22 protein-coding genes are annotated in these 19,097 nt (G+C 38.0%); 4 read left to right on the forward strand and 18 right to left on the reverse strand.

Features of this window, described 5'->3' with window-relative positions:
- Window positions 1-20 precede the first annotated feature (20 nt).
- The 6 genes from grpE to gpr all read right to left on the reverse strand — a co-directional run bounded on the left by grpE (window position 21) and on the right by gpr (window position 6,666).
- Complete coding sequence (gene grpE, locus OE105_RS07670; RefSeq protein ID WP_275419621.1) at window positions 21-674, reverse strand: nucleotide exchange factor GrpE; 654 nt, start codon at window positions 672-674, stop codon at window positions 21-23.
- 142 nt (window positions 675-816) lie between these two features.
- Entirely contained in the window at window positions 817-1,845 is a 1,029-nt protein-coding gene (gene hrcA / locus OE105_RS07675) for a heat-inducible transcriptional repressor HrcA (protein WP_275419622.1), read from the reverse strand.
- 84 nt (window positions 1,846-1,929) lie between these two features.
- Window positions 1,930-3,066, reverse strand: coding sequence for a radical SAM family heme chaperone HemW (gene hemW, locus OE105_RS07680; RefSeq protein WP_275419623.1), 1,137 nt, complete (start codon window positions 3,064-3,066; stop codon window positions 1,930-1,932).
- Window positions 3,067-3,204: 138 nt separating this feature from the next.
- A complete protein-coding gene (gene lepA / locus OE105_RS07685) occupies window positions 3,205-5,028 on the reverse strand; it encodes a translation elongation factor 4 (protein ID WP_275419624.1) in 1,824 nt (607 codons plus the stop codon).
- 143 nt (window positions 5,029-5,171) lie between these two features.
- On the reverse strand, window positions 5,172-5,486 hold the full coding sequence (locus OE105_RS07690) for a DUF3679 domain-containing protein (protein ID WP_275419625.1): 315 nt from the start codon (window positions 5,484-5,486) through the stop codon (window positions 5,172-5,174).
- A gap of 40 nt (window positions 5,487-5,526) precedes the next feature.
- Window positions 5,527-6,666: a GPR endopeptidase gene (gpr, locus tag OE105_RS07695; protein WP_275419626.1), complete on the reverse strand. Its 1,140-nt coding sequence runs from the start codon at window positions 6,664-6,666 to the stop codon at window positions 5,527-5,529.
- A 174-nt stretch (window positions 6,667-6,840) separates the two neighbouring features.
- Here gpr and rpsT point away from each other — a divergent pair, with 174 nt between their 5' ends.
- A complete protein-coding gene (rpsT, locus tag OE105_RS07700; protein WP_275419627.1) occupies window positions 6,841-7,107 on the forward strand; it encodes a 30S ribosomal protein S20 in 267 nt (88 codons plus the stop codon).
- A gap of 39 nt (window positions 7,108-7,146) precedes the next feature.
- On the opposite strand, the gene holA is transcribed toward rpsT, so the two are convergent.
- Window positions 7,147-8,166 carry a DNA polymerase III subunit delta gene (gene holA, locus OE105_RS07705; RefSeq protein ID WP_275419628.1) on the reverse strand — a complete coding sequence of 340 codons (1,020 nt, stop codon included), beginning with the start codon at window positions 8,164-8,166 and terminating at the stop codon, window positions 7,147-7,149.
- A 271-nt stretch (window positions 8,167-8,437) separates the two neighbouring features.
- Between holA and OE105_RS07710 the strand changes: the two genes are divergently transcribed.
- A complete protein-coding gene (locus OE105_RS07710) occupies window positions 8,438-8,572 on the forward strand; it encodes a YqzM family protein (RefSeq protein WP_275419629.1) in 135 nt (44 codons plus the stop codon).
- Between the two features lie 80 nt (window positions 8,573-8,652).
- Here OE105_RS07710 and OE105_RS07715 read toward each other — a convergent pair whose 3' ends face one another.
- The 3 genes from OE105_RS07715 to OE105_RS07725 form a co-directional block, all read right to left on the reverse strand.
- Entirely contained in the window at window positions 8,653-10,956 is a 2,304-nt protein-coding gene (locus OE105_RS07715; protein ID WP_275419630.1) for a DNA internalization-related competence protein ComEC/Rec2, read from the reverse strand.
- Between the two features lie 15 nt (window positions 10,957-10,971).
- Window positions 10,972-11,541, reverse strand: a complete 570-nt coding sequence (locus OE105_RS07720) for a ComE operon protein 2 (RefSeq protein WP_275419631.1) — start codon at window positions 11,539-11,541, stop codon at window positions 10,972-10,974.
- A 127-nt stretch (window positions 11,542-11,668) separates the two neighbouring features.
- Window positions 11,669-12,316: a helix-hairpin-helix domain-containing protein gene (locus tag OE105_RS07725; RefSeq protein ID WP_275419632.1), complete on the reverse strand. Its 648-nt coding sequence runs from the start codon at window positions 12,314-12,316 to the stop codon at window positions 11,669-11,671.
- 58 nt (window positions 12,317-12,374) lie between these two features.
- Here OE105_RS07725 and comER point away from each other — a divergent pair, with 58 nt between their 5' ends.
- The gene (gene comER, locus OE105_RS07730; protein WP_275419633.1) at window positions 12,375-13,208 is read left to right on the forward strand and encodes a late competence protein ComER; all 834 of its coding nucleotides are present in this window, start codon (window positions 12,375-12,377) and stop codon (window positions 13,206-13,208) included.
- Window positions 13,209-13,337: 129 nt separating this feature from the next.
- On the opposite strand, the gene OE105_RS07735 is transcribed toward comER, so the two are convergent.
- The 8 genes from OE105_RS07735 to OE105_RS07770 form a co-directional block, all read right to left on the reverse strand.
- On the reverse strand, window positions 13,338-14,084 hold the full coding sequence (locus tag OE105_RS07735; RefSeq protein ID WP_275419634.1) for a class I SAM-dependent DNA methyltransferase: 747 nt from the start codon (window positions 14,082-14,084) through the stop codon (window positions 13,338-13,340).
- Window positions 14,081-14,437, reverse strand: a complete 357-nt coding sequence (gene rsfS / locus OE105_RS07740; RefSeq protein ID WP_275419635.1) for a ribosome silencing factor — start codon at window positions 14,435-14,437, stop codon at window positions 14,081-14,083. Before rsfS ends, OE105_RS07735 begins: the two co-directional genes overlap by 4 nt.
- A gap of 66 nt (window positions 14,438-14,503) precedes the next feature.
- Window positions 14,504-15,076, reverse strand: a complete 573-nt coding sequence (gene yqeK / locus OE105_RS07745; RefSeq protein WP_275419636.1) for a bis(5'-nucleosyl)-tetraphosphatase (symmetrical) YqeK — start codon at window positions 15,074-15,076, stop codon at window positions 14,504-14,506.
- A complete protein-coding gene (locus tag OE105_RS07750) occupies window positions 15,063-15,635 on the reverse strand; it encodes a nicotinate-nucleotide adenylyltransferase (protein ID WP_275419637.1) in 573 nt (190 codons plus the stop codon). Before OE105_RS07750 ends, yqeK begins: the two co-directional genes overlap by 14 nt.
- Before the next feature lie 20 nt (window positions 15,636-15,655).
- Entirely contained in the window at window positions 15,656-15,946 is a 291-nt protein-coding gene (yhbY, locus tag OE105_RS07755) for a ribosome assembly RNA-binding protein YhbY (protein ID WP_275419638.1), read from the reverse strand.
- 4 nt (window positions 15,947-15,950) lie between these two features.
- Window positions 15,951-16,781 carry a shikimate dehydrogenase gene (gene aroE, locus OE105_RS07760; protein ID WP_275419639.1) on the reverse strand — a complete coding sequence of 277 codons (831 nt, stop codon included), beginning with the start codon at window positions 16,779-16,781 and terminating at the stop codon, window positions 15,951-15,953.
- Between the two features lie 140 nt (window positions 16,782-16,921).
- On the reverse strand, window positions 16,922-18,022 hold the full coding sequence (gene yqeH, locus OE105_RS07765) for a ribosome biogenesis GTPase YqeH (RefSeq protein ID WP_275419640.1): 1,101 nt from the start codon (window positions 18,020-18,022) through the stop codon (window positions 16,922-16,924).
- On the reverse strand, window positions 18,012-18,542 hold the full coding sequence (locus OE105_RS07770) for a YqeG family HAD IIIA-type phosphatase (RefSeq protein WP_275419641.1): 531 nt from the start codon (window positions 18,540-18,542) through the stop codon (window positions 18,012-18,014). Before OE105_RS07770 ends, yqeH begins: the two co-directional genes overlap by 11 nt.
- Window positions 18,543-18,944: 402 nt before the next feature.
- Between OE105_RS07770 and sda the strand changes: the two genes are divergently transcribed.
- Entirely contained in the window at window positions 18,945-19,085 is a 141-nt protein-coding gene (sda, locus tag OE105_RS07775) for a sporulation histidine kinase inhibitor Sda (RefSeq protein ID WP_275419642.1), read from the forward strand.
- Window positions 19,086-19,097: the final 12 nt, after the last annotated feature.

A 19,097-nucleotide genomic window follows, 5' to 3' on the forward strand; every position in this document is an offset into this window, starting at 1 on the left:
TAAAAAGAAAAATTTAGACATTATTCATTTACTTTTACCATCGCCGGGCGAATGACCCGGTCTTTCAATATGTATCCCTTTTGGAATTCCTCAATTACAACGTTCTTTTCATAATTTTCATCATTCCCCTGCATGACAGCATGATGGTAATGAGGATCAAACGGTTTTCCTACCGAATCAATTTGTTCGATTCCATGATTTTTAAACGTCTCTAAAATTCCCCGATAAATCATTTCCATTCCTTCTAATAAGGATTTCCCTTCTTCAGTGTTGACTTCGGTATTTAACGCCCTTTCAAAATTATCTACACTCGTCAATAAATCGGTAGCTAATGCTTGGGACCGATATTTTTCGAGATTGGCGATTTCGTTTTTCATTCGTTTTCGATAATTATCGAAGTCTGCTTGAACTCTCAGTAATCGATCTTCCTTTTCATTCAGTTCCTTTTTCAATTTTTCAATCTGCTCCTCAAGTAAAGAAATTTTTTCATCATTTTGTTGATCTTCTGATTTTTCCTCCATTGGATGATCTTCAATCACTTCAGTCGTTGGCTCTTGTGAAAGAAAGGTATTTCCTTCCTGATCAACGGCAGATTCTAAATTTTCCTTTGCTTTTTCTATTTTTTCCTCTTCCATGCCATTTTCCATTTGTTTTTCTTTTTTTTCATCAGCCATTTCGTCACCTCCTACAAAAACAAAATGGGGATGTCCCCAATTGGCCCAAAATGAATTTCTGTTTTTATTCCTAGATATGGATCAAATTCTTTAATGAAACAACGATTCCAAAACAAATTTGAATCGAAAAGGAATGATGGAGTTAAGAATCGTATAGTCTCGATAAGGAATCAGTCAATTGTTTACTTAACAAGTTTAAAACGGAAATAACCCGTGAATATTGCATCCGTTTCGGTCCTAAAATGGCAATCGTCCCCACTTGATCATCACCTATGCTATACGTTGCAGTAATTAAACTACAATCTTCCATCGCTTGAATACGGTTTTCCGATCCTATTTTTACATTTAATCCAAAGGGCATTTTTCTCAACAATTGATAAACGCCATCTTCATCTTCAATTAAAGAAAAGATTTCTTGAGCCTTTTCCACATCTCGAAATTCCGGTTGTTTCAACATGTTCATTTTACCGCCGTAATATAGTTTCTCATGTTGGTTTATATTGAGTACGTCCGCGATCGTTTGCAATAGATATTCATAATTTTCCATATGATGTTTAAATAGCGTAACGACTTCATGAAACAATTTTTCACGCAAACGAATCAACGGAACGTCCTTTAATCGGCTGTTTAAAATGTTGACCATTTTTTCAATATCCGATCGGGTGATGGTTCCTGGAAAACTAAATAGCTTATGTTCGATATGCCCAGTATTCGTTACGATGATGGCAACTGCAGTATCATCATTTAATGGAACAATTTGAAATCGTTTCAAACGATTTTCCTTCGCTGTTGGTCCGAGTACAATCGCTGTATACTCGGTTAAATCGGACAATATTTTCGCCGAGTTTTGAATGATTTTTTCCAATTCGTAAATCCGTTCGGTAAATAAGGATCTGATTTTATCCAAATCTTGTTGCGAAATCATTTCAGGCGATAAAAGATGATCCACATAAAATCGATACCCTTTTTCCGATGGAACCCTTCCAGAAGATGTGTGGGTTTTTTCAATAAAACCGAGTTCTTCTAAATCCGCCATTTCATTACGGATCGTAGCCGAACTAAAGGAAATATTTGCTTTTTTTGCCAAACTTCTCGATCCGACCGGTTGGGCATATCGAATAAATTCATCAATTATGACTTGCAATATTAACAGTTGCCGCTCCGTTAACATTACCATCACTCCTTTTAGCACTCTTTATTAATGAGTGCTAAATCTATTAATAAGTTAACAAATTGGCCATACAATGTCAATGTTTTAAACTTCAATAAAAGACTGAAATACGACATTGCCGAAAAACAATCCTTTTTTTGTCAATCGGATTTGTCCGTCTCCGACTTCAAGGAGACCTTTTTCGACTAATTGGGTAATTTGCTTATCATAATGGTGTAACGGATCGATACCGTATTTTTGGGTAAATTTCGATACAGATACTCCGGCGGTTTTTCGAAGTCCTAAAAACATCTCCTCTTCCATTTGTTCCTGTTTTGTTAAAGACCGTTTTTCTCTCTTCGGTAAACGGTGTGCATTAACGGCTTGAATATAATGATTTACCGGTCCGATATTTGAAGATCGAATTCCATGTAAATAACTATGGGCACCAGCACCGAATCCATAATATGATTCATTGTTCCAATAAACAAGGTTATGGCGACTTTCCAAACCGGGTTTGGAAAAATTGCTTATTTCATATTGTTTATATCCATAGGACGCCATCTCGTCAATAATAAATTGATACATATCAGCTTCTACATCTTCGGAAGGCAATGGAAGTTTTCCCTTTCGCATCAAATTGTAAAAGATCGTTTTCGGTTCAATAATAAGCGAATAGATGGATGCATGGGGAATTTGTAAGTTTTTAAATTCGAGTAAGGAATGGCGAAGATCTTTCATGGATTGACCTGGTAAACGATACATTAAATCGATACTAATATTTTCAAAATCGTATTTTTTCGCCGCATCTACCGTTTCATATACCTGTTGTACACTGTGGTTCCGGCCGATTTTTTTTAACAATTCGTTATTAAATGTTTGAACACCTAAACTGAGCCGATTAACCCCTCCATCCTTTAGCAGACGGATTTTTTCCCCATTTAAATCCCCAGGATTTGCCTCGATGGTAAATTCTTTCAATGTATTTGTAGGAAGGGTTTGATGGATCGACTCTAATAAAAATTCCAATTGGCTTTCATTTAACGCTGTCGGTGTGCCTCCTCCAATAAAAACCGTTTCTATCAAACTCGTTGGAGCTTCTTCCAACGTCATGTGAATTTCTTTTTTCAATGCGATCAAATAATCATCGACGGGTTGTCTATTTAAATAGACTTTATTGAAATCGCAATAATGACAGATTTGGGTACAAAAGGGAATATGAATATAGACGGCTTTTGCCATATTTTACACCTCATTATAAGAATAGGAAAAGAGGTTAGTTAGGAATTGTTTCCATAAGCTAACCCCATGAAAAATCCGGATCCTTCCAGCTCTCATTTATTTTTTACACGTTTAAAAGTCGTTCGAACATTTCCAACATCAATCCTCATCAATTTTCAAGACAGCCATAAACGCCTCTTGAGGAATTTCAACAGAGCCGACTTGCTTCATCCGTTTTTTTCCTTCCTTTTGTTTTTCAAGCAATTTCCTTTTTCGTGATACGTCCCCTCCATAGCATTTTGCTAACACATTTTTCCGCATCGCTTTAATGGTCGACCTTGCGATAATTTTTGTTCCAATCGCCGCTTGGACGGGTACTTCAAATTGTTGTCTCGGGATGATTTCTTTCAATTTTTCTACGATGACTTTTCCCCTCTCATAGGCCGATTCCCTATGGACGATAAAACTCAATGCGTCCACTTTTTCTCCGTTCAGTAAAATATCCATTTTTACTAATTTAGACGCTTGGTATCCAATTAATTCATAGTCGAAGGAAGCATAACCTTTCGTACTCGATTTTAATTGATCGAAAAAGTCATAGACGATTTCTGATAAAGGTAATTCATAAATTAACGAAACCCTAGTTTCGTCTAAATATTGCATGTCAACGAAATTTCCCCGTTTGTTTTGACAAAGTTCCATGATCGGCCCGACATAATCATTGGGAACCATAATGGTCGCTTTGACAAAGGGCTCTTCAACCCGTTCAATTCGTTGGGGATCGGGCATATTCGATGGATTATCCACTTGAACGAGGGTTCCATCCGTAAAATAAACATGATAGATAACGCTCGGAGCAGTGGTGATTAAGTCAATTTTAAATTCCCGTTCAATTCGTTCTTGAATAATTTCCATATGCAATAGGCCGAGAAAACCGCATCGAAAGCCAAAACCGAGCGCTTGCGATGTTTCCGGCTCAAATTGTAATGCCGCATCATTTAATTGAAGCTTTTCCAAAGCCTCCCGTAAATCATTAAATTTCGCTGTATCGATTGGATACATACCACAAAACACCATCGGATTTAGTTTCCGGTAGCCCGGGAGAGGCTCACTGGCTGGATTTATCGCACTTGTAATCGTATCACCGACCCGAGTATCGCTCACATTTTTGATCGAAGCCGTTAAATAGCCCACATCTCCAACCATTAATTCTTCTTTTTTTACCGGTTTTGGCGAATAGACCCCTAATTCGGTGACTTCAAATTCTTTTCCAGATGCCATCATCCGAATTCGATCTCCTACCTTCACAGTTCCATTTATCACCCGAATATAGGCGATAACCCCCCGATAAGGGTCATACTGGGAATCGAAAATAAGCGCTTGTAAGGGAGCATCCGGATCACCCGACGGCGCAGGAATTTTTTCGACAATTTGATCTAAAATTTCCTCAATTCCAATTCCGGCCTTTGCCGAAGCTAATACGGCATCGGATGCATCTAATCCGATAATATCTTCAATTTCTTGTCGAACCCTTTCCGGTTCTGCGCTAGGAAGATCGATTTTATTAATAACTGGAAGAATTTCCAAGTCATTATCCAAAGCTAAGTACACATTTGCCAACGTTTGTGCTTCAATTCCTTGGGCGGCATCAACAACTAAAATGGCCCCTTCACATGCGGCTAAACTTCTCGATACTTCATATGTAAAGTCAACATGACCCGGGGTATCGATTAAATGGAGGATATATTCTTGACCATCCTTCGCCTTGTACGAAATTTGTACCGCATTTAATTTAATTGTAATTCCACGTTCCCTTTCCAGTTCCATGGAATCTAATAACTGGTCTTTCATTTCCCTCGCAGTTAATGCATGGGTTTCTTCCAATATTCGATCGGCCAACGTCGATTTCCCGTGATCAATATGGGCGATGATGGAAAAATTTCGAATCCTCTTTTGTCTTTCCAATTTTTCTTCACGATTCATCCTTCGTTCACTCCTGTAGAATTAGAGAAAATCACTAGCTTAGATTATATCAGTCCCCCTTTTTAGATTCAATCGAATTATTGAAAAAACACCGTTCTTTTGAAAATAAAAAACAAGGGATGTTCTACCCTTGAAAATGTTCGTTACGATGATTTATTAAAAATGCCCATGATGAAATGCCCAATTTTTTTCGCCATTTCCGTAAAAAAATTAAATGTGGCTATATCCTCCAATTGTTCCCTTTTTTCTTCCAAATCTTTTTTCGCCACCGATTCACCGAAAATCGTTGCCTTATATCCTTTTTCCTCATCATATTGGATCGTAAAGGCATCTTTAAAATTCGGATCCTCATATCCTTTCATTTTCAACAAACCGTTGTTCGCTTCCTGAATCCCAATGAGTACACCGAAAAATAACAACCCGATTCCGAATAGCACTTTTAAAAAAAACCGAATCATTGATATCACCCATTACTTAATTTCATGTTCACATCGACATTCAGTGGGTTATAAAACCGCTACTAGATTGATTAACAGATGGGTGGAGGGATAAGTTTAGCCCGGTTGCAATAATATTTGCCATCCGTTCGATAAACAAGTCTACTTCTTTCGGCGTTACCATTAAGTTATAACCTAAAGGTGTCAACACTTCTTGAATTAAGGATCGTTTTTCTTCTTCGTCAAGGGTGCCGATCATGCCAAAAAACATTTCCCTCTCCTTTTTACCCGGTACGTCCTGTTCCGTTAATTTTCGTTTTTCCCCAAAGGACATACCTAAGGGGGCTAACTTTCGGGAAGGTCGATTTCCTTCATTCAACTCTTTTCCAAAATGTTTCAAAATAAAATCGATTGCATCACTTGTAATCGTTACGGCGTCGACAACGGTAGGGACTCCAACTGAAATGGTAGGGACTCCTAACGTTTCTTCGCTCAGTTCCTTCCGCTTATTTCCAACTCCAGATCCAGGATGGATGCCCGTATCCGATATTTGAATCGTGCTATTAACCCTTTCGATCGAGCGGGATGCCAAAGCATCAACGACGATGACAAAATCCGGTTGAGTTTTTCGAACGACACCGAAGATAATATCGCTCGTTTCAATTCCCGTTACACCCATCACACCAGGAGCCAGTGCACTAACGGGGCGGTAACCTTCCTCGACCGATTCCGGTTGTAATTCAAATAAATGTCTAGTAATCAACACGTTTTCACATACAATTGGACCTAGCGAATCCGGTGTCACATTCCCATTTCCTAAACCGACGATTAAACAAGCGGATTTTTCAGATATATTCATTTTTCTTAAAAGTTTATGCAGTTCCTTTGCAAAAATTTCCCCTGTCCGTTGTTCTTCCAGTTGATTTTTTTTTCGTATCCCGGGGCTTTCGATCGTAATGTAGTTACCAGCCTTTTTCCCAACGATCGATTCTCCTTTTTTCGTAATTTCAATTTCCGTTATTTTTATCCCATCTTCTTCCCGTTCCGATACATGCACCCCTTCAATTTCATCCTCTTTTCGTTCCTTCTCCACCTGTTCTTCGACGATCATATCTTTTGCTTCAATGGCCAAATCTGTACGAACGGAATACGATTCAAACTGATTGTTCAAATTCTTTTCCTCCTTCACCTGAACGAACATATTGAGAACGTTTCATGATATCTTTTTTCATTATTTCCATCCATCATTTTTTTCATACGAAGGGACGTTTTTCGATTCATCCTATTGCATTCTTCCCCTCACTTTGGTAGAATATCATTTGTTCTTAATGTGAAAAATTTGACGAATTCGCCGGTCATTAGGAGGTGAAGAGACTTGGCAAATATTAAATCTGCAATCAAACGGATAAAAAAGAATGAAGCTCGTAGACTTCGCAACAAAGCGATGAAATCAACGATGCGCACAGCTGTAAAAAAAGTAGAAGTGGCCGTTACGAATAATAATTCAGCCGAGGCCAAGGAAGCTTTAGTTGCAGCTGTACGCAAAATCGATAAAGCCGCTTCCAAAGGGGTTATTCATAAAAATGCTGCCAATCGTTATAAATCCCGTCTTTATAAAAAAGTAAATTCATTAAATGCATAAGAAAAAAGGAAAAAACGATCCAAAAACCCGGATCGTTTTTTATGTTTGTAGAAATTTGAAAAAGAATAGTTCCAATAGCCGCTCTTTATTTCCAAAACTCGTTTTTAGTTGATAATCCATCTCCGCCAAAGAATTCATTATTTCCATTAATTGATTGAAGGAAAAGGAACGTCCTTGCTCTAATGCCAATTTCACTCGATAAGGGTGGATTTTTAATTGTCCACTAATGGCCTTTTGTCCATATCCCCTTTTTGAAAGAACCTTCGATTGATAAATTACCCGAAATTGGGAACCGATGGCAGCGGCTATTTGAATTGGGTCCTCATTTTGCTTCAAAAGTTGATAGTAAATTTCCAAAGCTTCATCCAACCGTTTATGTACGACTTTATCAACGAGGGAAAATATATTTGATTCGAAGGATTTTGCAACTAGCAATTCCACCGTCTGTTCATCGATTAGATCCCCTTTTTCTCCGTATAAAAGGATTTTTTCAATTTCGTTATTTAAGGAGGCTAAATTAGCACCCACGTAATGGAAAATTAGATCTAACCCTCGATCCGTTATTTCGAATCCTTCCTCATCGAACTGTTCCCGAATCCATTTTTTCGCATCCCGTTCCGTAAGCGGTTTTGCTTCGATGGATACGGTATTTTTCAATAACAGTTTTGTCAATTTTTTTCGTTCATCTAGTTTTTCGTATGGGGCAATTAACACGAGGATAGACGAGGGAACCGGTTCGTTTATGTAGGATTCAAGGGCGTGTAAATTATGCTCGATCGTTTCTTTTCTCTTTTCAGATGTTAAAAAATACGCCCTGTCAGCGATAACAACCTTTTTATCGCTAAAAAAAGGAACGGTGATACAATCATCGATTACCTGTTCGACCGGCGTCTCCTCCAAATCGTAGGAAGAAAGATTGAATTCATTATCTTGTCCATTTAAGGCATGTTTAATAATCAACCGCTTCGTTTCATCGATTAAATATCGTTCCTTTCCGTATAATACGTAAAGGGGAGCCAATTTATTTTTTCGAATATCTTTCCAAATTTGCAAAACCACGGGCGTCTCTCCGATCTAATATATCTTTTCTTTTATCGTAAAAAAACTGCCAACATTTATCAAGAGAAAAAGGAATTGGTATAAAACCAATTCCCCTTTTATAATAAACGTTGAAACATAAGCCCTAGGAACTTATATCCCAACGGTGTTACATATATTTTTTCCTCCTAATTCCGAAATATAGATGACAACTGTTGTCATGAAAGGAAAAGAACGGCTAGATTTTTTCTAAATATTCAATTATACTAAAACGGAAAGGGGAGGGGTGCTTGTGAACGAATTCGAACAAGATGTTCAATCGAAACGAAATGATTTCGTCGACTCAGTGGTCGGTATGGTCGTATCAGTCGGATTTTTCACAACGATTTTTATTATTGCTACTGTAATTAAAATTTTAGGATCATAACCGATCCGTTCTGAAAAGACTGCCCTTGAAATGGTGCAGTCTTTTCATTTTATCCTATGTTTTTTCAAACAAAAGGTGATTTATTTTTTTAACATCGGTGAAAAATAGCCCTTTGTCATAAAATACCGAAATGTAACTGCACCGTGAATATCCGTTCGATAAATCGTCGCACCTGCTTTTTCCAAATCTTCCAGTACCCTTTCGTGGGGGTGACCATATAGATTATTTTTCCCAACTGATATCACGGCTATTTTTGGACGAATTTGTTGTAAAAACGCCGCTTCAGTCGAAGTGTTGCTCCCGTGATGACCGACTTTTAACACATCCACTTGCATTGTTGGAAAATTTTTTGTCAAATCCATTTCCCCATCCCTTTCTAAATCGCCGGTAAACAACCAATCCAATCCACCGATATGGGCATAAATAACAACGGAGGAATCATTCCCTGAAGGAGCGTACATTTTCGGTGCTAAAATAAAAAATTGGCCATTCCCTATATGCCAACGAATTCCTCGGGACACTTCTTTAACAGGAATCTTCTTTTGTAAAGCAAAACGAATTACTTCCCTTTCCAACTCCCTTTTCTTCGATGTCTTACCTACGATTAATTCACCAACTTTCAATTCGGAAAAGATGTTTTTCGCTGAACCGATATGATCTTGATCACCATGGGTTAGTATCAATTTATCAATTTTCGTCACCCCCTTGCTTTTTAAAAAGGGGATGACGATCCGTTTACCGGGATCGAAGGATTCTTTTTTCCTTTTCCATTCTTCCTCCTCAAAGGGAATGTACCCACCTGTATCAATCAAATAATTTCCTTGATGAAAAGGAAGGCGAATCCATATACTATCCCCTTGACCGACGTCTATAAAAGTCACTTCTCCGAACGGATGAAATTTCACATAGCCGATTTGTAACAAAAAGGGAAGGAAAAAACAAAGGATCATCATCCCTCGTTTCCTTTTCCAATCCTTTTCCATAAGCATAAAACCAATGATAAAAAAGAGATAAAACAGTAATAACATCAAAAGAGGTGGTTTTCCTAAAGTCCAAGTGGCGAGGGGAAAGTCGGCAAACCGTTGGGCAAAACCATTTGCAATTTTCAAGGAAAAAGAGACGATGAAAACGAACGGGGTGGCGAAAAAAGGGATAAATAACAATAGAAAAAAGGATGTAAACGATAAGGGTAAAATTACGACGGAATAGAATGGTACGTAGAAAATATTGAGAATTATACCGAGAAGGGAAAATTCGTAAAAATGAAATAAAAGAATCGGTATCGATCCGAACTGGGCCACCATGGAAACGAACGCGATTTTCACATACCAAGGCCTCCGTTGGCGAATGATCGAACTAGATAAAATTAAAGAGAAGCTGACGGCATACGATAATTGAAACCCAACATGGTAAAGAATATACGGATTGTACAAAAGGAAAAAAAGAAAGGAAATCCCTAAGGCATCTATGGGGTGAATCGCCTTTTTCCATTTAGAAAAAAATATAATCATCCACGCCATCATAACCGCCCGATTTACAGAAGGAGCGCCACCAGCCAAAAGGGCATAGACGGGAAGGAAAAGAAGCAATATATTCCGTGTTGTCTCACGAGTGAAGCCAATTCGAAGAAGAACATAATATATGCCAGCTGTCAATACCGAGACATGCAGACCTGAAATCGCCAATAAATGGGCGATACCTAATTGACGGTAAGATTGGAGTAAATCGCTATCGATTTTCTCCTTCTCGCCAAATAAAAGGGCGGATACAATCGGAGAAACTGTATCCGGATAGGCCTCTTCAATTACCTGAATTCCCTGTTTTCGAAGGAGTCGAATTCGGTCGATGATTGAATCCTTTCCTTTTACACAACTTTGCATGCGTGCGACGTTAAATAGATAATGAATATTTCGCGACTGCAAATACCGTCTATAATGAAACCCATTCGGATTAGACGGTTCCCGAGGAATGGTTATTTCTCCATGTACTTTGCAAAAGGTCCCCGGTTCAAGGATTTGTTCCCATTTTTCCTTCTCCGTCTTCGATCGAAAATAATATTTGAGTAAATATAGATGTCCATCATCCATGGACACAACCGTTTCCATCTCATTCCCATCGATCACAGGATACGTTCGGACCGTTACGATCGTTTCCATCAGTTTGGGATCAGTAATCGGTTCGTTGGTAAATGTAACATAAAAGAGACCGAGCCAGAAAAAATAACTAAGCACAAGGTAAGATAAAAGGTTTTTTCCAATTTTTTTTCGAAAATAAATCCCGAGAAAAAGGCTGATAAAAAAGCCGATAGAGGTGGAATGATAGGTTAGGAAGGCAAAGAGAGCGGATAAGCCAAGATAGGCAAAAAACCCGTATAAAATGGCCACCACTCCTTTATTCTCTTATAAATTTGGAAACAGTTCCTTCGCCCTTTTCCAATACTGGTCCTTTATTTCTTCATCCTTTTCATTTTCCATTCGATTTAATAAATCCCGGACAAACATCGTTTTTTCTTCATGTTTCCAGTCGAATATTTCTTTATCAAAGGGTACTTTTTGCACTTTAACCTTCGCCTGTTCCAAAAGTTCCAATGCAAAGGGATCATTTTTATAATCTTCTGCATAATAAATCGTTTTAATGCCCGACTGAATAATCGCCTTCGTACATTGTAAACAAGGGAAATGGGTGACGTAAATTTCTGCCCCCTCCGTCGATACTCCGAATTTTGCACATTGTAATAATGCATTCATTTCCGCATGAATCGTTCGAACGCAATGATTGTCCACTAAATAACATCCTTTATCTAAACAATGGTCTCCCCCTGCAATTGAACCATTATAACCACCTGCAATGATTCGCTTTTCCCGTACGATCGTTGCACCGACAGATAACCGATTACACGTACTTCTTAACGACAATAAATAGCTTTGTGCCATAAAATATTCGTTCCAAGTTATTCGTTCTCGTTCCATTTTCGTCCTCCTAGGTGGGTCCATCTAAAATTCTATTACTAGTGTAGACATGTTTAATCAGTAGCGTCAATAGAAAAAGGAAGTCGGAAAGGAGGGCCGAAAAATGTATCTGAAAATCCCCTTAACCTTAACGTACGGTTATGGAATCCTTTATTTTTTCAAAGGTCTTCTCTCCAATTCCAGAAATATTCATCAGTTCCTCTATTTCTTTAAAAGGTCCATTTTCTTTTCGATACTGAACAATTGCCTGGGCTTTGCTCGGACCGATTCCCGGTAAGGTTTGCAATAATTGTTCATCCGCATCATTAATATTAATCTGATCCTGTTTCTTTCCACCACCCCCTATAACGAGTGGCGTTTTCTTTTCTTCACCTATTTTCGGAACGTAAATAACCATCTCATCGGTTACCCTTTCAGATAAATTAATTTGATCCACATCTGCCTCATCGGTAAACCCGCCAGCCCTTTGAATCACATCGATGATCCGCTCTCCCTCTTCCACTTTATAAACTCCTAGTTTATTCACCGCACCTTTTACATCGACCATCATTTTTTTATCTTCCTCAATCACCGATGCTTCTTTCTTTTCCTGATCTTCTATCACCTCTTCATCCATAAAAAGGAACGGATTTTCATCAACCGAAACTTGCTGAACTGAATCGGATAATTGGTTATGAATAATATATACTCCGATGGCAAATCCAACGAAAGAACCGACTATTATTAACTTTTTCTTTTCAAGGATCCAGCCTTTAATCGTCTCCCACAGAAGCATAATTCACCCTTTCCTTTCATACAGTTTTATGAAACAGCTTTTTATTGGAGGGAGAAACATGCGGGTTGGATTTATCGGCACTGGAAATATGGGAACGATTTTGATCGAAAGTTTTATTGAAAGCGGTGCAGTTCGGGAACAAGAGGTGATGATTACGAATCGTCGCCTGTTCAAGGCAAAAAAATTGAAAGAACGATATCCACATATTCATCTTGTTCAAAATGCGGAAGAAGTCGCAAAGTGGTCCGACGTCCTTTTTATATGTGTTAAGCCCTTTGACTTCCATCCCCTTTTAAAACAAATTCACAAATTCGTCACGGAGGATAAATGCCTCGTTTCCATTACAAGTTCCATAACCGTTGAACAGTTGGAAACGATCGTTCCGTGTTCATGCGTACGCGTCATACCTAGTATTACGAATCGAGCATTTTCCGGAGCCTCTTTATTAACCTTTGGAAGTCGAACTAGCCCCCCATGGAAAGCAGCGATCACATTATTATTTAAAAATATTAGTCATCCAATTGAAATAGATCAACCATTAACGAGGGTTGCATCCGACATCATCAGCTGTGGTCCAGCATTTATCAGCTATTGTCTCCAAACCTTTATTCAAGGGGCGGTATCGGAAACAGGGATTGATGAAAATGTAGCGACAAAACTAACGGAAGAGATGTTAATTGGGTTAGGGGAATTAATTAAGAAAAATATTTATACATTACCGATCTTACAAGAAAAGGTATGTGTGAAAGGTGGGATTACCGGTGAAGGAATAAAAGTGTTAGAAACTTACCATTTTGAAAAGACGTTCGAAAAAATGTTTCATGCAACGCATTTAAAATATCGAGAAGAATTGGAAAAAATAAAGGGGCAATATGACATTCATCATGAATAATGTATTCGACATAAATTGCGTCAATTCCTTCTTCAAAAATGTTTTCAATTATATAAAATCCGATTCATCGATAAAAATACCGTACAAAGGAAAAACGGAGCCAAAAGCTGGCCCCTTTTTCAAAACAGTTTATTTCGGTTTTTGTGCCGTGAAAAAAATTCGCTCTGTTTGTTCCGTCACCATTTGATCGGCAAAATCCCCCGACACTTCACGTACAACAAAGCCCGTTTCTTCTAACCATTGAACATATTGCTCGATAGTGAACGTTCGTTGCTTATGCAATTCGTCATACCGCTCATATAAACCAGTATGATGATCGTACACAAAAAAGGTTAATTCATGTTCCACCGAGTTAGATGCTTCCCCCGGAAAACTATTCCAAATATAGGAAATTTCATCATCATTATCTGCAAAAGTGTTGCCGATGAATTCACGGATTTTCCCGACGGAATGGACATCAAATAGAAAGAGCCCATTAGGTTGCAATACATCGAATACAGATTGAAAGGTTTTATATACATCTTCCTCTGTTTGTAAATAATTTAAGGAATCACAAAAACTAATCACTACATCGAACGGTCCTATACTTTCTAAATTTCGCATATCCTGTTGAAAAAACGGAATGGTAAACCCTTTACTTTCTGCCTTGTTATGTGCAATTGCTAGCATTTCCTCCGATACATCCACTCCTGTTACGGTAAAACCTCTTTCATATAAACGGACGCTAACTTCTCCTGTCCCGCAAGCAAGATCGAGGACATCTTTCGTTTCCGGCAAAAAGCGACTAATCCCTTTAGCAAAAAAATCCATCCACTTTTCATATGGAGCTTCCTTCATTAATCGATCGTAAAGGGAAGCGAAATATTCATACGTCATATACCTAATTCCTTCTTTATATCTTCCACCGTCGCATCGCCCCATAATTTTTCCAAATTGTAATAATTTCGTTCGTCCCGATGAAACACATGAACGACGACATCCCCGATATCGACTAAAATCCATCGGGCTTCGTCATATCCTTCCATCCTTTTTACCTCATAGCCTGCTTCGTCCAGTCGATCCCTGATTTCATCTGCAATCGCCTGAACTTGTTTATCCGAATTCCCGTGGCAAATTACGAAATAATCAGCAATTAATGAAATACCGACCATATTTAATACGATAATATTTTCTGCCTTTTTATCATCAGCTGCTTTTACTGCGGTCATCAATGCTTCCCGATTCGTCATAAAAAAGCAATCCCTCCTAAATCGCTTCTTAAAAAGTTATCAAAGGATTCCCATTTCCAATAATCATTATTGGGAAACAAAAATCCGTTTTACAAAATCATTATACGTATGAACCGTATCTGGATAAACAGAAACCCGATTTTCTACTAAATGAATAATCGTGTTTTGCAAAGCTTGGAAAACGGCGAGATCCAAATTCCTTTCGGCCAGTTCTCGCACCTGTTCAACGCCAGGAAATGATCGATTCGGCTCGATATAATCGGCTAAAAAGATAACTTTTTCCAATACAGTCATACCCGGTCTTCCGGTTGTATGATATTTTATGGCATTTAAAATCCCTTCGTCATCAATTCCCAATTCCCTTTGTACTAAAATCGCGCCGACCGGGGCATGCCAAAGTTCAGGATGAAAGTCGAGCAATTGTTTCGGTAAGGAAGATTCAACGATTACTCGACGCATTTCTTCATGCGGGCGGTATTTTGCATAATCATGAAAAATTGCAGCCAATTCCGTTTGTCCTAGATCACTTCCATATTTTCTAGCCAATTGAAGGGCTGTATCCAAAACCCCTAACGTATGAATATACCGTTTTTCAGGTAAGTGCTTTTTTATAATCTGTAACGCTTCATTTCTTTCCATACAAACCATGCTCCTCGATATACTGAATGATTGCCTCAGGTAATAAATACTTCACACTCATCCCTTTTGCGATAAAATTACGAATCATGGAAGAAGAAATTTGAATTGAAGGAATTTCTACATAATGAATCGGATAAGTTGTCTCCCGTTTAAATCCGGGTCGATTAACGCCAATAAACGAAATGAGCTTCATTAATTGATCGATCTTATGCCAGTTCGGCAAATATTCTATCATGTCTGCACCGATAATAAAATAAAATTTTTTATCCGGTTCCCGTTTTTTCAGCAAACGAATGGTATCATAAGTGAATGATTTTCCATTTCTTTCCATTTCGATTAATTCTATTTTAAAAGCGGGATGGCCTTCTATTGCATATTTCAACATTTGAATTCGATCGGAATTCGTCGTCGTAGAAGTCTTTTCTTTATGAGGCGGGAGATAATTCGGCATAAACCAAATTTCATCCAATTGGCACTGTTGCCAAACTTGATCAGCGATAATTAAATGTCCGATATGGGGAGGATCAAATGTCCCTCCTAAGATCCCGACCTTTTTCATTGACATCTGCTCCATTTTTCTCAAGGTAATTCAATTCGCTTTTTTTCCTTTGATTCTTTATATAAGACGATCGTATTTCCGATGATTTGAACGATTTCTGCCCCCGTATTTTCCGCTAACTGCTCAGCAATGGTTTCCTTATTTTCCTCACAGTTTTGCAAAACGGACACTTTTAGTAATTCCCTTGCTTCCAGAGCGTCTTCAATTTGTTTAATCATATTTTGATTAACACCTGATTTTCCCACTTGAAAAATCGGGTCGAGATGGTGGGCTTTTGATCGTAAAAACCGTTTTTGTTTTCCTGTTAACATATAATCATGCTCCTTTTAATTGTTTCATCATCTTCTTACGTGCTGATTCAATGTCAGGGTCAATCCCTGTCCAAAGCCAAAAGGACCGGGCAGCTTGATACAAAAGCATATTTATCCCGTTTTCCACAATCGCACCTTTTTTCTTCGCCAACGCCAAAAATTCCGTTTCTAACGGGCGGTAAATTAAATCGAATACGATGGTCCCCTTCTTTAAACAATTTAAAGAAATCGGTAGCTCATGAACATTCGGATACATCCCAACAGGGGTCGTTTGAATGATTAAGTCGTAGTTTCCCATTCGATCATACAATTGTTCCAAAGAAAGAGCTTCACTAAAGTTTTCCGGGGAGTATTTTCCGATCAATCGTCTTGCATTTTCGATCGTTCGATTCGCAACATCAATTCTTTCCACATTTTCCTTATATAGTGAAAAATAAACCGCTCTTGCCGCTCCACCAGCACCGATGACCGCTATTTTCATTCCTGTGAGATTTTTTACAACGGTCTTTAAAGCCCGGATAAAACCGTAACCATCAGTATTGTAACCGATGAATTTTCCATTTTTGTAAACAACCGTATTCACAGCACCGATTTGGATCGCTGTCTCATCCACCTCATCTAAAAGGGGAATAATCGCCTCTTTATGAGGGATGGTGACATTGAATCCTTTTATTCCTTCCCTACGTAGCATTTGAATTCCTTTTTCCAAATCTGATCTTGGAATCAATATTTTCCTATATTCTCCTTCGATATTAGCTTCGAATAAAAATTGATGATGGATGACAGGGGAAAGGGAGTGGTCGATCGGATCACCAATAACACCATATCTATCCAAATCAAATTCCTCCTAGGGCAATGAATGTCTACGATTTATTATATCACGGAATGACCGACCGATTAGAAATCCACCCTTTGAACTCGACAAATGCAATAAAACATATTGTTTCGATTTAATATGTTCGTTCCAGTTATCCGTTAAATTAATGATTTTCGGATAAAAATTCGAACTCCTTTTGGGACATATACTGCCACGGTAACGCCACCTTTAGGAATCGTTACCCAACCGAGACCGGAAAATACGATATCCGTTTTTCCTTCTTCAATGGAAAATTCATGCCGATCGAATGGGGGAACATCATCGATATACTCCTTCGACGGTGGAGATAAAAATTCCCCTCGATGTTTATCATAAAGATCATCAGCCTTTTCCATTTTAGTTCGATGAATCGGTAGCTCATTTGATAAATAACAAACGAAAGAATGTCGATCTCCCTTGATAAAGTCAAGACGAGCCAATCCACCGAAAAATAATGTTTGTCGCTCATTTAATTGAAACACTTTTGGCTTAATTTCCTTTTTAGGCGTAATGATTTTCAAATCGGCCTTGGACACAAAATGAGCCATTTGATGATGATTGATAATCCCAGGTGTATCGTAAATAGCCTTTCCATCATCGAGAGGGATTTCGATCATATCTAAAGTTGTCCCGGGAAAATAAGAAGTCGTAATCACTTGTTCTTCACCTGAAACTTCTTTTATAATCCGGTTAATAAACGTCGATTTCCCAACATTGGTCGCACCGATTACGTACACATCTTTCCCTTTTCGATAATGGTCAATTAAATGAATTACCTTTTGTATATTATATCCTTTTGCCGAGCTAACTAAGGCAACATCGATAGGCTTTAATCCAAATTCCTTTGCCTGGGATCGAATCCAGTGGATTAATTTATTTTCATTTACTGACTTTGGCAAAAGATCCATCTTATTTCCAAGCAATAGAACATCTCCCCGAACCCAACGATGAATTCCGGGTAACCAACTTCCATGAAAATCAAAAATATCAACAATTTTTACAACCAATCCGTCACTTTCACCAATTTGACGGAGAATGTTTAAAAAATCATCATCGGAAAGCTGGACATCTCTTACCTCATTATAATGTTTCAAGCGGAAACAACGTTGACAGAGTACGGACTCCTTTCCGATAGATGACTTTGGCGTATATCCAATCTCATCCGGATGTTCCGTTTGTAACTTCACACCGCAACCGATACATCTCCATTCATTTTCCACTTTCCGTATTCCCCCTTTGCAGCAAACCCTTTTTCATAAAATGACTTAAAATATATCCTTCGATTTTTCGATTGATTTTCGTTTGCCAACCATCTGTATCAGCAACTGGCGTAACAAGAATCGTTCGAAATCCGAGTTTATTTCCACCTAATATATCTGTCAACAATTGATCGCCAACGACAGCGGTTTCCTCTTTTTTCCCATCTAATAATTTTAGTGCGGATAAAAAGGATTTTCCTAACGGCTTTTTTGCCCTCGATATAAAGGGAATTCCTAACGGTTCACTAAAGGCTTGAACACGCTTTTCATTATTATTGGATACGATAATCATTTGAATACCCGCTTCCTTCATCTGTTGAAACCACTGAATGAGGTTAGGAGGAGGTAAAGGCCTGTCCCACTCGGCCAATGTATTATCCAAATCGGTAATCAAACCTTTAATATTCCGTTCTTTTAAAAACTCTGGGGTAATTTGATGGACAGAATTCACGTAATCATCCGGTAAAAACAGTTTCAGCATCTCGTACACCTCGAATTATTCTTTAACGCTTATCATCATATCGAAAATCAGCCTATTTTTCAAAATAAAATTGAAATAGCAAAAAAAAACAGTTCTTTCCGTTTTGTTCGACATATTTTTTCATTTTTCTGATTAAACAAAAAAATATTTCGACAAATTCTTCAATTTTTCCATCCCTGTGAATAAGTTTATTCACAATAATAACAGCGATTTAATCGAAATAAAATAATCTATTCACAATCTGTCCACATTTTATCCACCCCTAATGTGGATAAAATGACCGGTTGTCACGGAAAATATTTTTTGCTAAAGTATGGTTAGTCCAAAACATATTTTGTCTAGTAAATGCATAAACTAATCTTTTTTATTAAGTTGGAGGTGACAGGTGGCGGACCGAACAAAATGAAACATTTATCTGACGATTTGTTGATTGAATCCTATTTCAAAGCGATTAAATTTAATCTCTCTCAAGATTTTATTCGCATGATTGAAAAGGAAATTCACCGCCGATCTTTGAATGTAAAAATCGAAAAATCGTCATAAAAATATGACATG

Origin of the sequence: Fervidibacillus halotolerans (assembly GCF_026547205.1) — a bacterium.
Taxonomy (GTDB): domain Bacteria; phylum Bacillota; class Bacilli; order Bacillales; family Caldibacillaceae; genus Fervidibacillus; species Fervidibacillus halotolerans.

Bases quoted from the DNA above. Each gene is read 5' to 3' on its own strand.
- lepA (WP_275419624.1), bottom strand. From the start codon at position 5,028: ATGAATCGTGAAGAAAAATTGGAAAGACAAAAGAGGATTCGAAATTTT.
- yqeK (WP_275419636.1), bottom strand. From the start codon at position 15,076: ATGGAAAGAAATGAAGCGTTACAGATTATAAAAAAGCACTTACCTGAA.
- OE105_RS07750 (WP_275419637.1), bottom strand. From the start codon at position 15,635: ATGAAAAAGGTCGGGATCTTAGGAGGGACATTTGATCCTCCCCATATC.
- OE105_RS07770 (WP_275419641.1), bottom strand. From the start codon at position 18,542: ATGCTGAAACTGTTTTTACCGGATGATTACGTGAATTCTGTCCATCAA.
- yhbY (WP_275419638.1), bottom strand. From the start codon at position 15,946: ATGTTAACAGGAAAACAAAAACGGTTTTTACGATCAAAAGCCCACCAT.
- OE105_RS07690 (WP_275419625.1), bottom strand. From the start codon at position 5,486: ATGATTCGGTTTTTTTTAAAAGTGCTATTCGGAATCGGGTTGTTATTT.
- rsfS (WP_275419635.1), bottom strand. From the start codon at position 14,437: ATGACGAATCGGGAAGCATTGATGACCGCAGTAAAAGCAGCTGATGAT.
- hemW (WP_275419623.1), bottom strand. From the start codon at position 3,066: ATGGCAAAAGCCGTCTATATTCATATTCCCTTTTGTACCCAAATCTGT.
- sda (WP_275419642.1), top strand. From the start codon at position 18,945: ATGAAACATTTATCTGACGATTTGTTGATTGAATCCTATTTCAAAGCG.
- comER (WP_275419633.1), top strand. From the start codon at position 12,375: ATGCGGGTTGGATTTATCGGCACTGGAAATATGGGAACGATTTTGATC.
- OE105_RS07720 (WP_275419631.1), bottom strand. From the start codon at position 11,541: ATGGAACGAGAACGAATAACTTGGAACGAATATTTTATGGCACAAAGC.
- OE105_RS07735 (WP_275419634.1), bottom strand. From the start codon at position 14,084: ATGACGTATGAATATTTCGCTTCCCTTTACGATCGATTAATGAAGGAA.
- OE105_RS07725 (WP_275419632.1), bottom strand. From the start codon at position 12,316: ATGCTTCTGTGGGAGACGATTAAAGGCTGGATCCTTGAAAAGAAAAAG.
- hrcA (WP_275419622.1), bottom strand. From the start codon at position 1,845: ATGTTAACGGAGCGGCAACTGTTAATATTGCAAGTCATAATTGATGAA.
- grpE (WP_275419621.1), bottom strand. From the start codon at position 674: ATGGCTGATGAAAAAAAAGAAAAACAAATGGAAAATGGCATGGAAGAG.
- gpr (WP_275419626.1), bottom strand. From the start codon at position 6,666: ATGTTCGTTCAGGTGAAGGAGGAAAAGAATTTGAACAATCAGTTTGAA.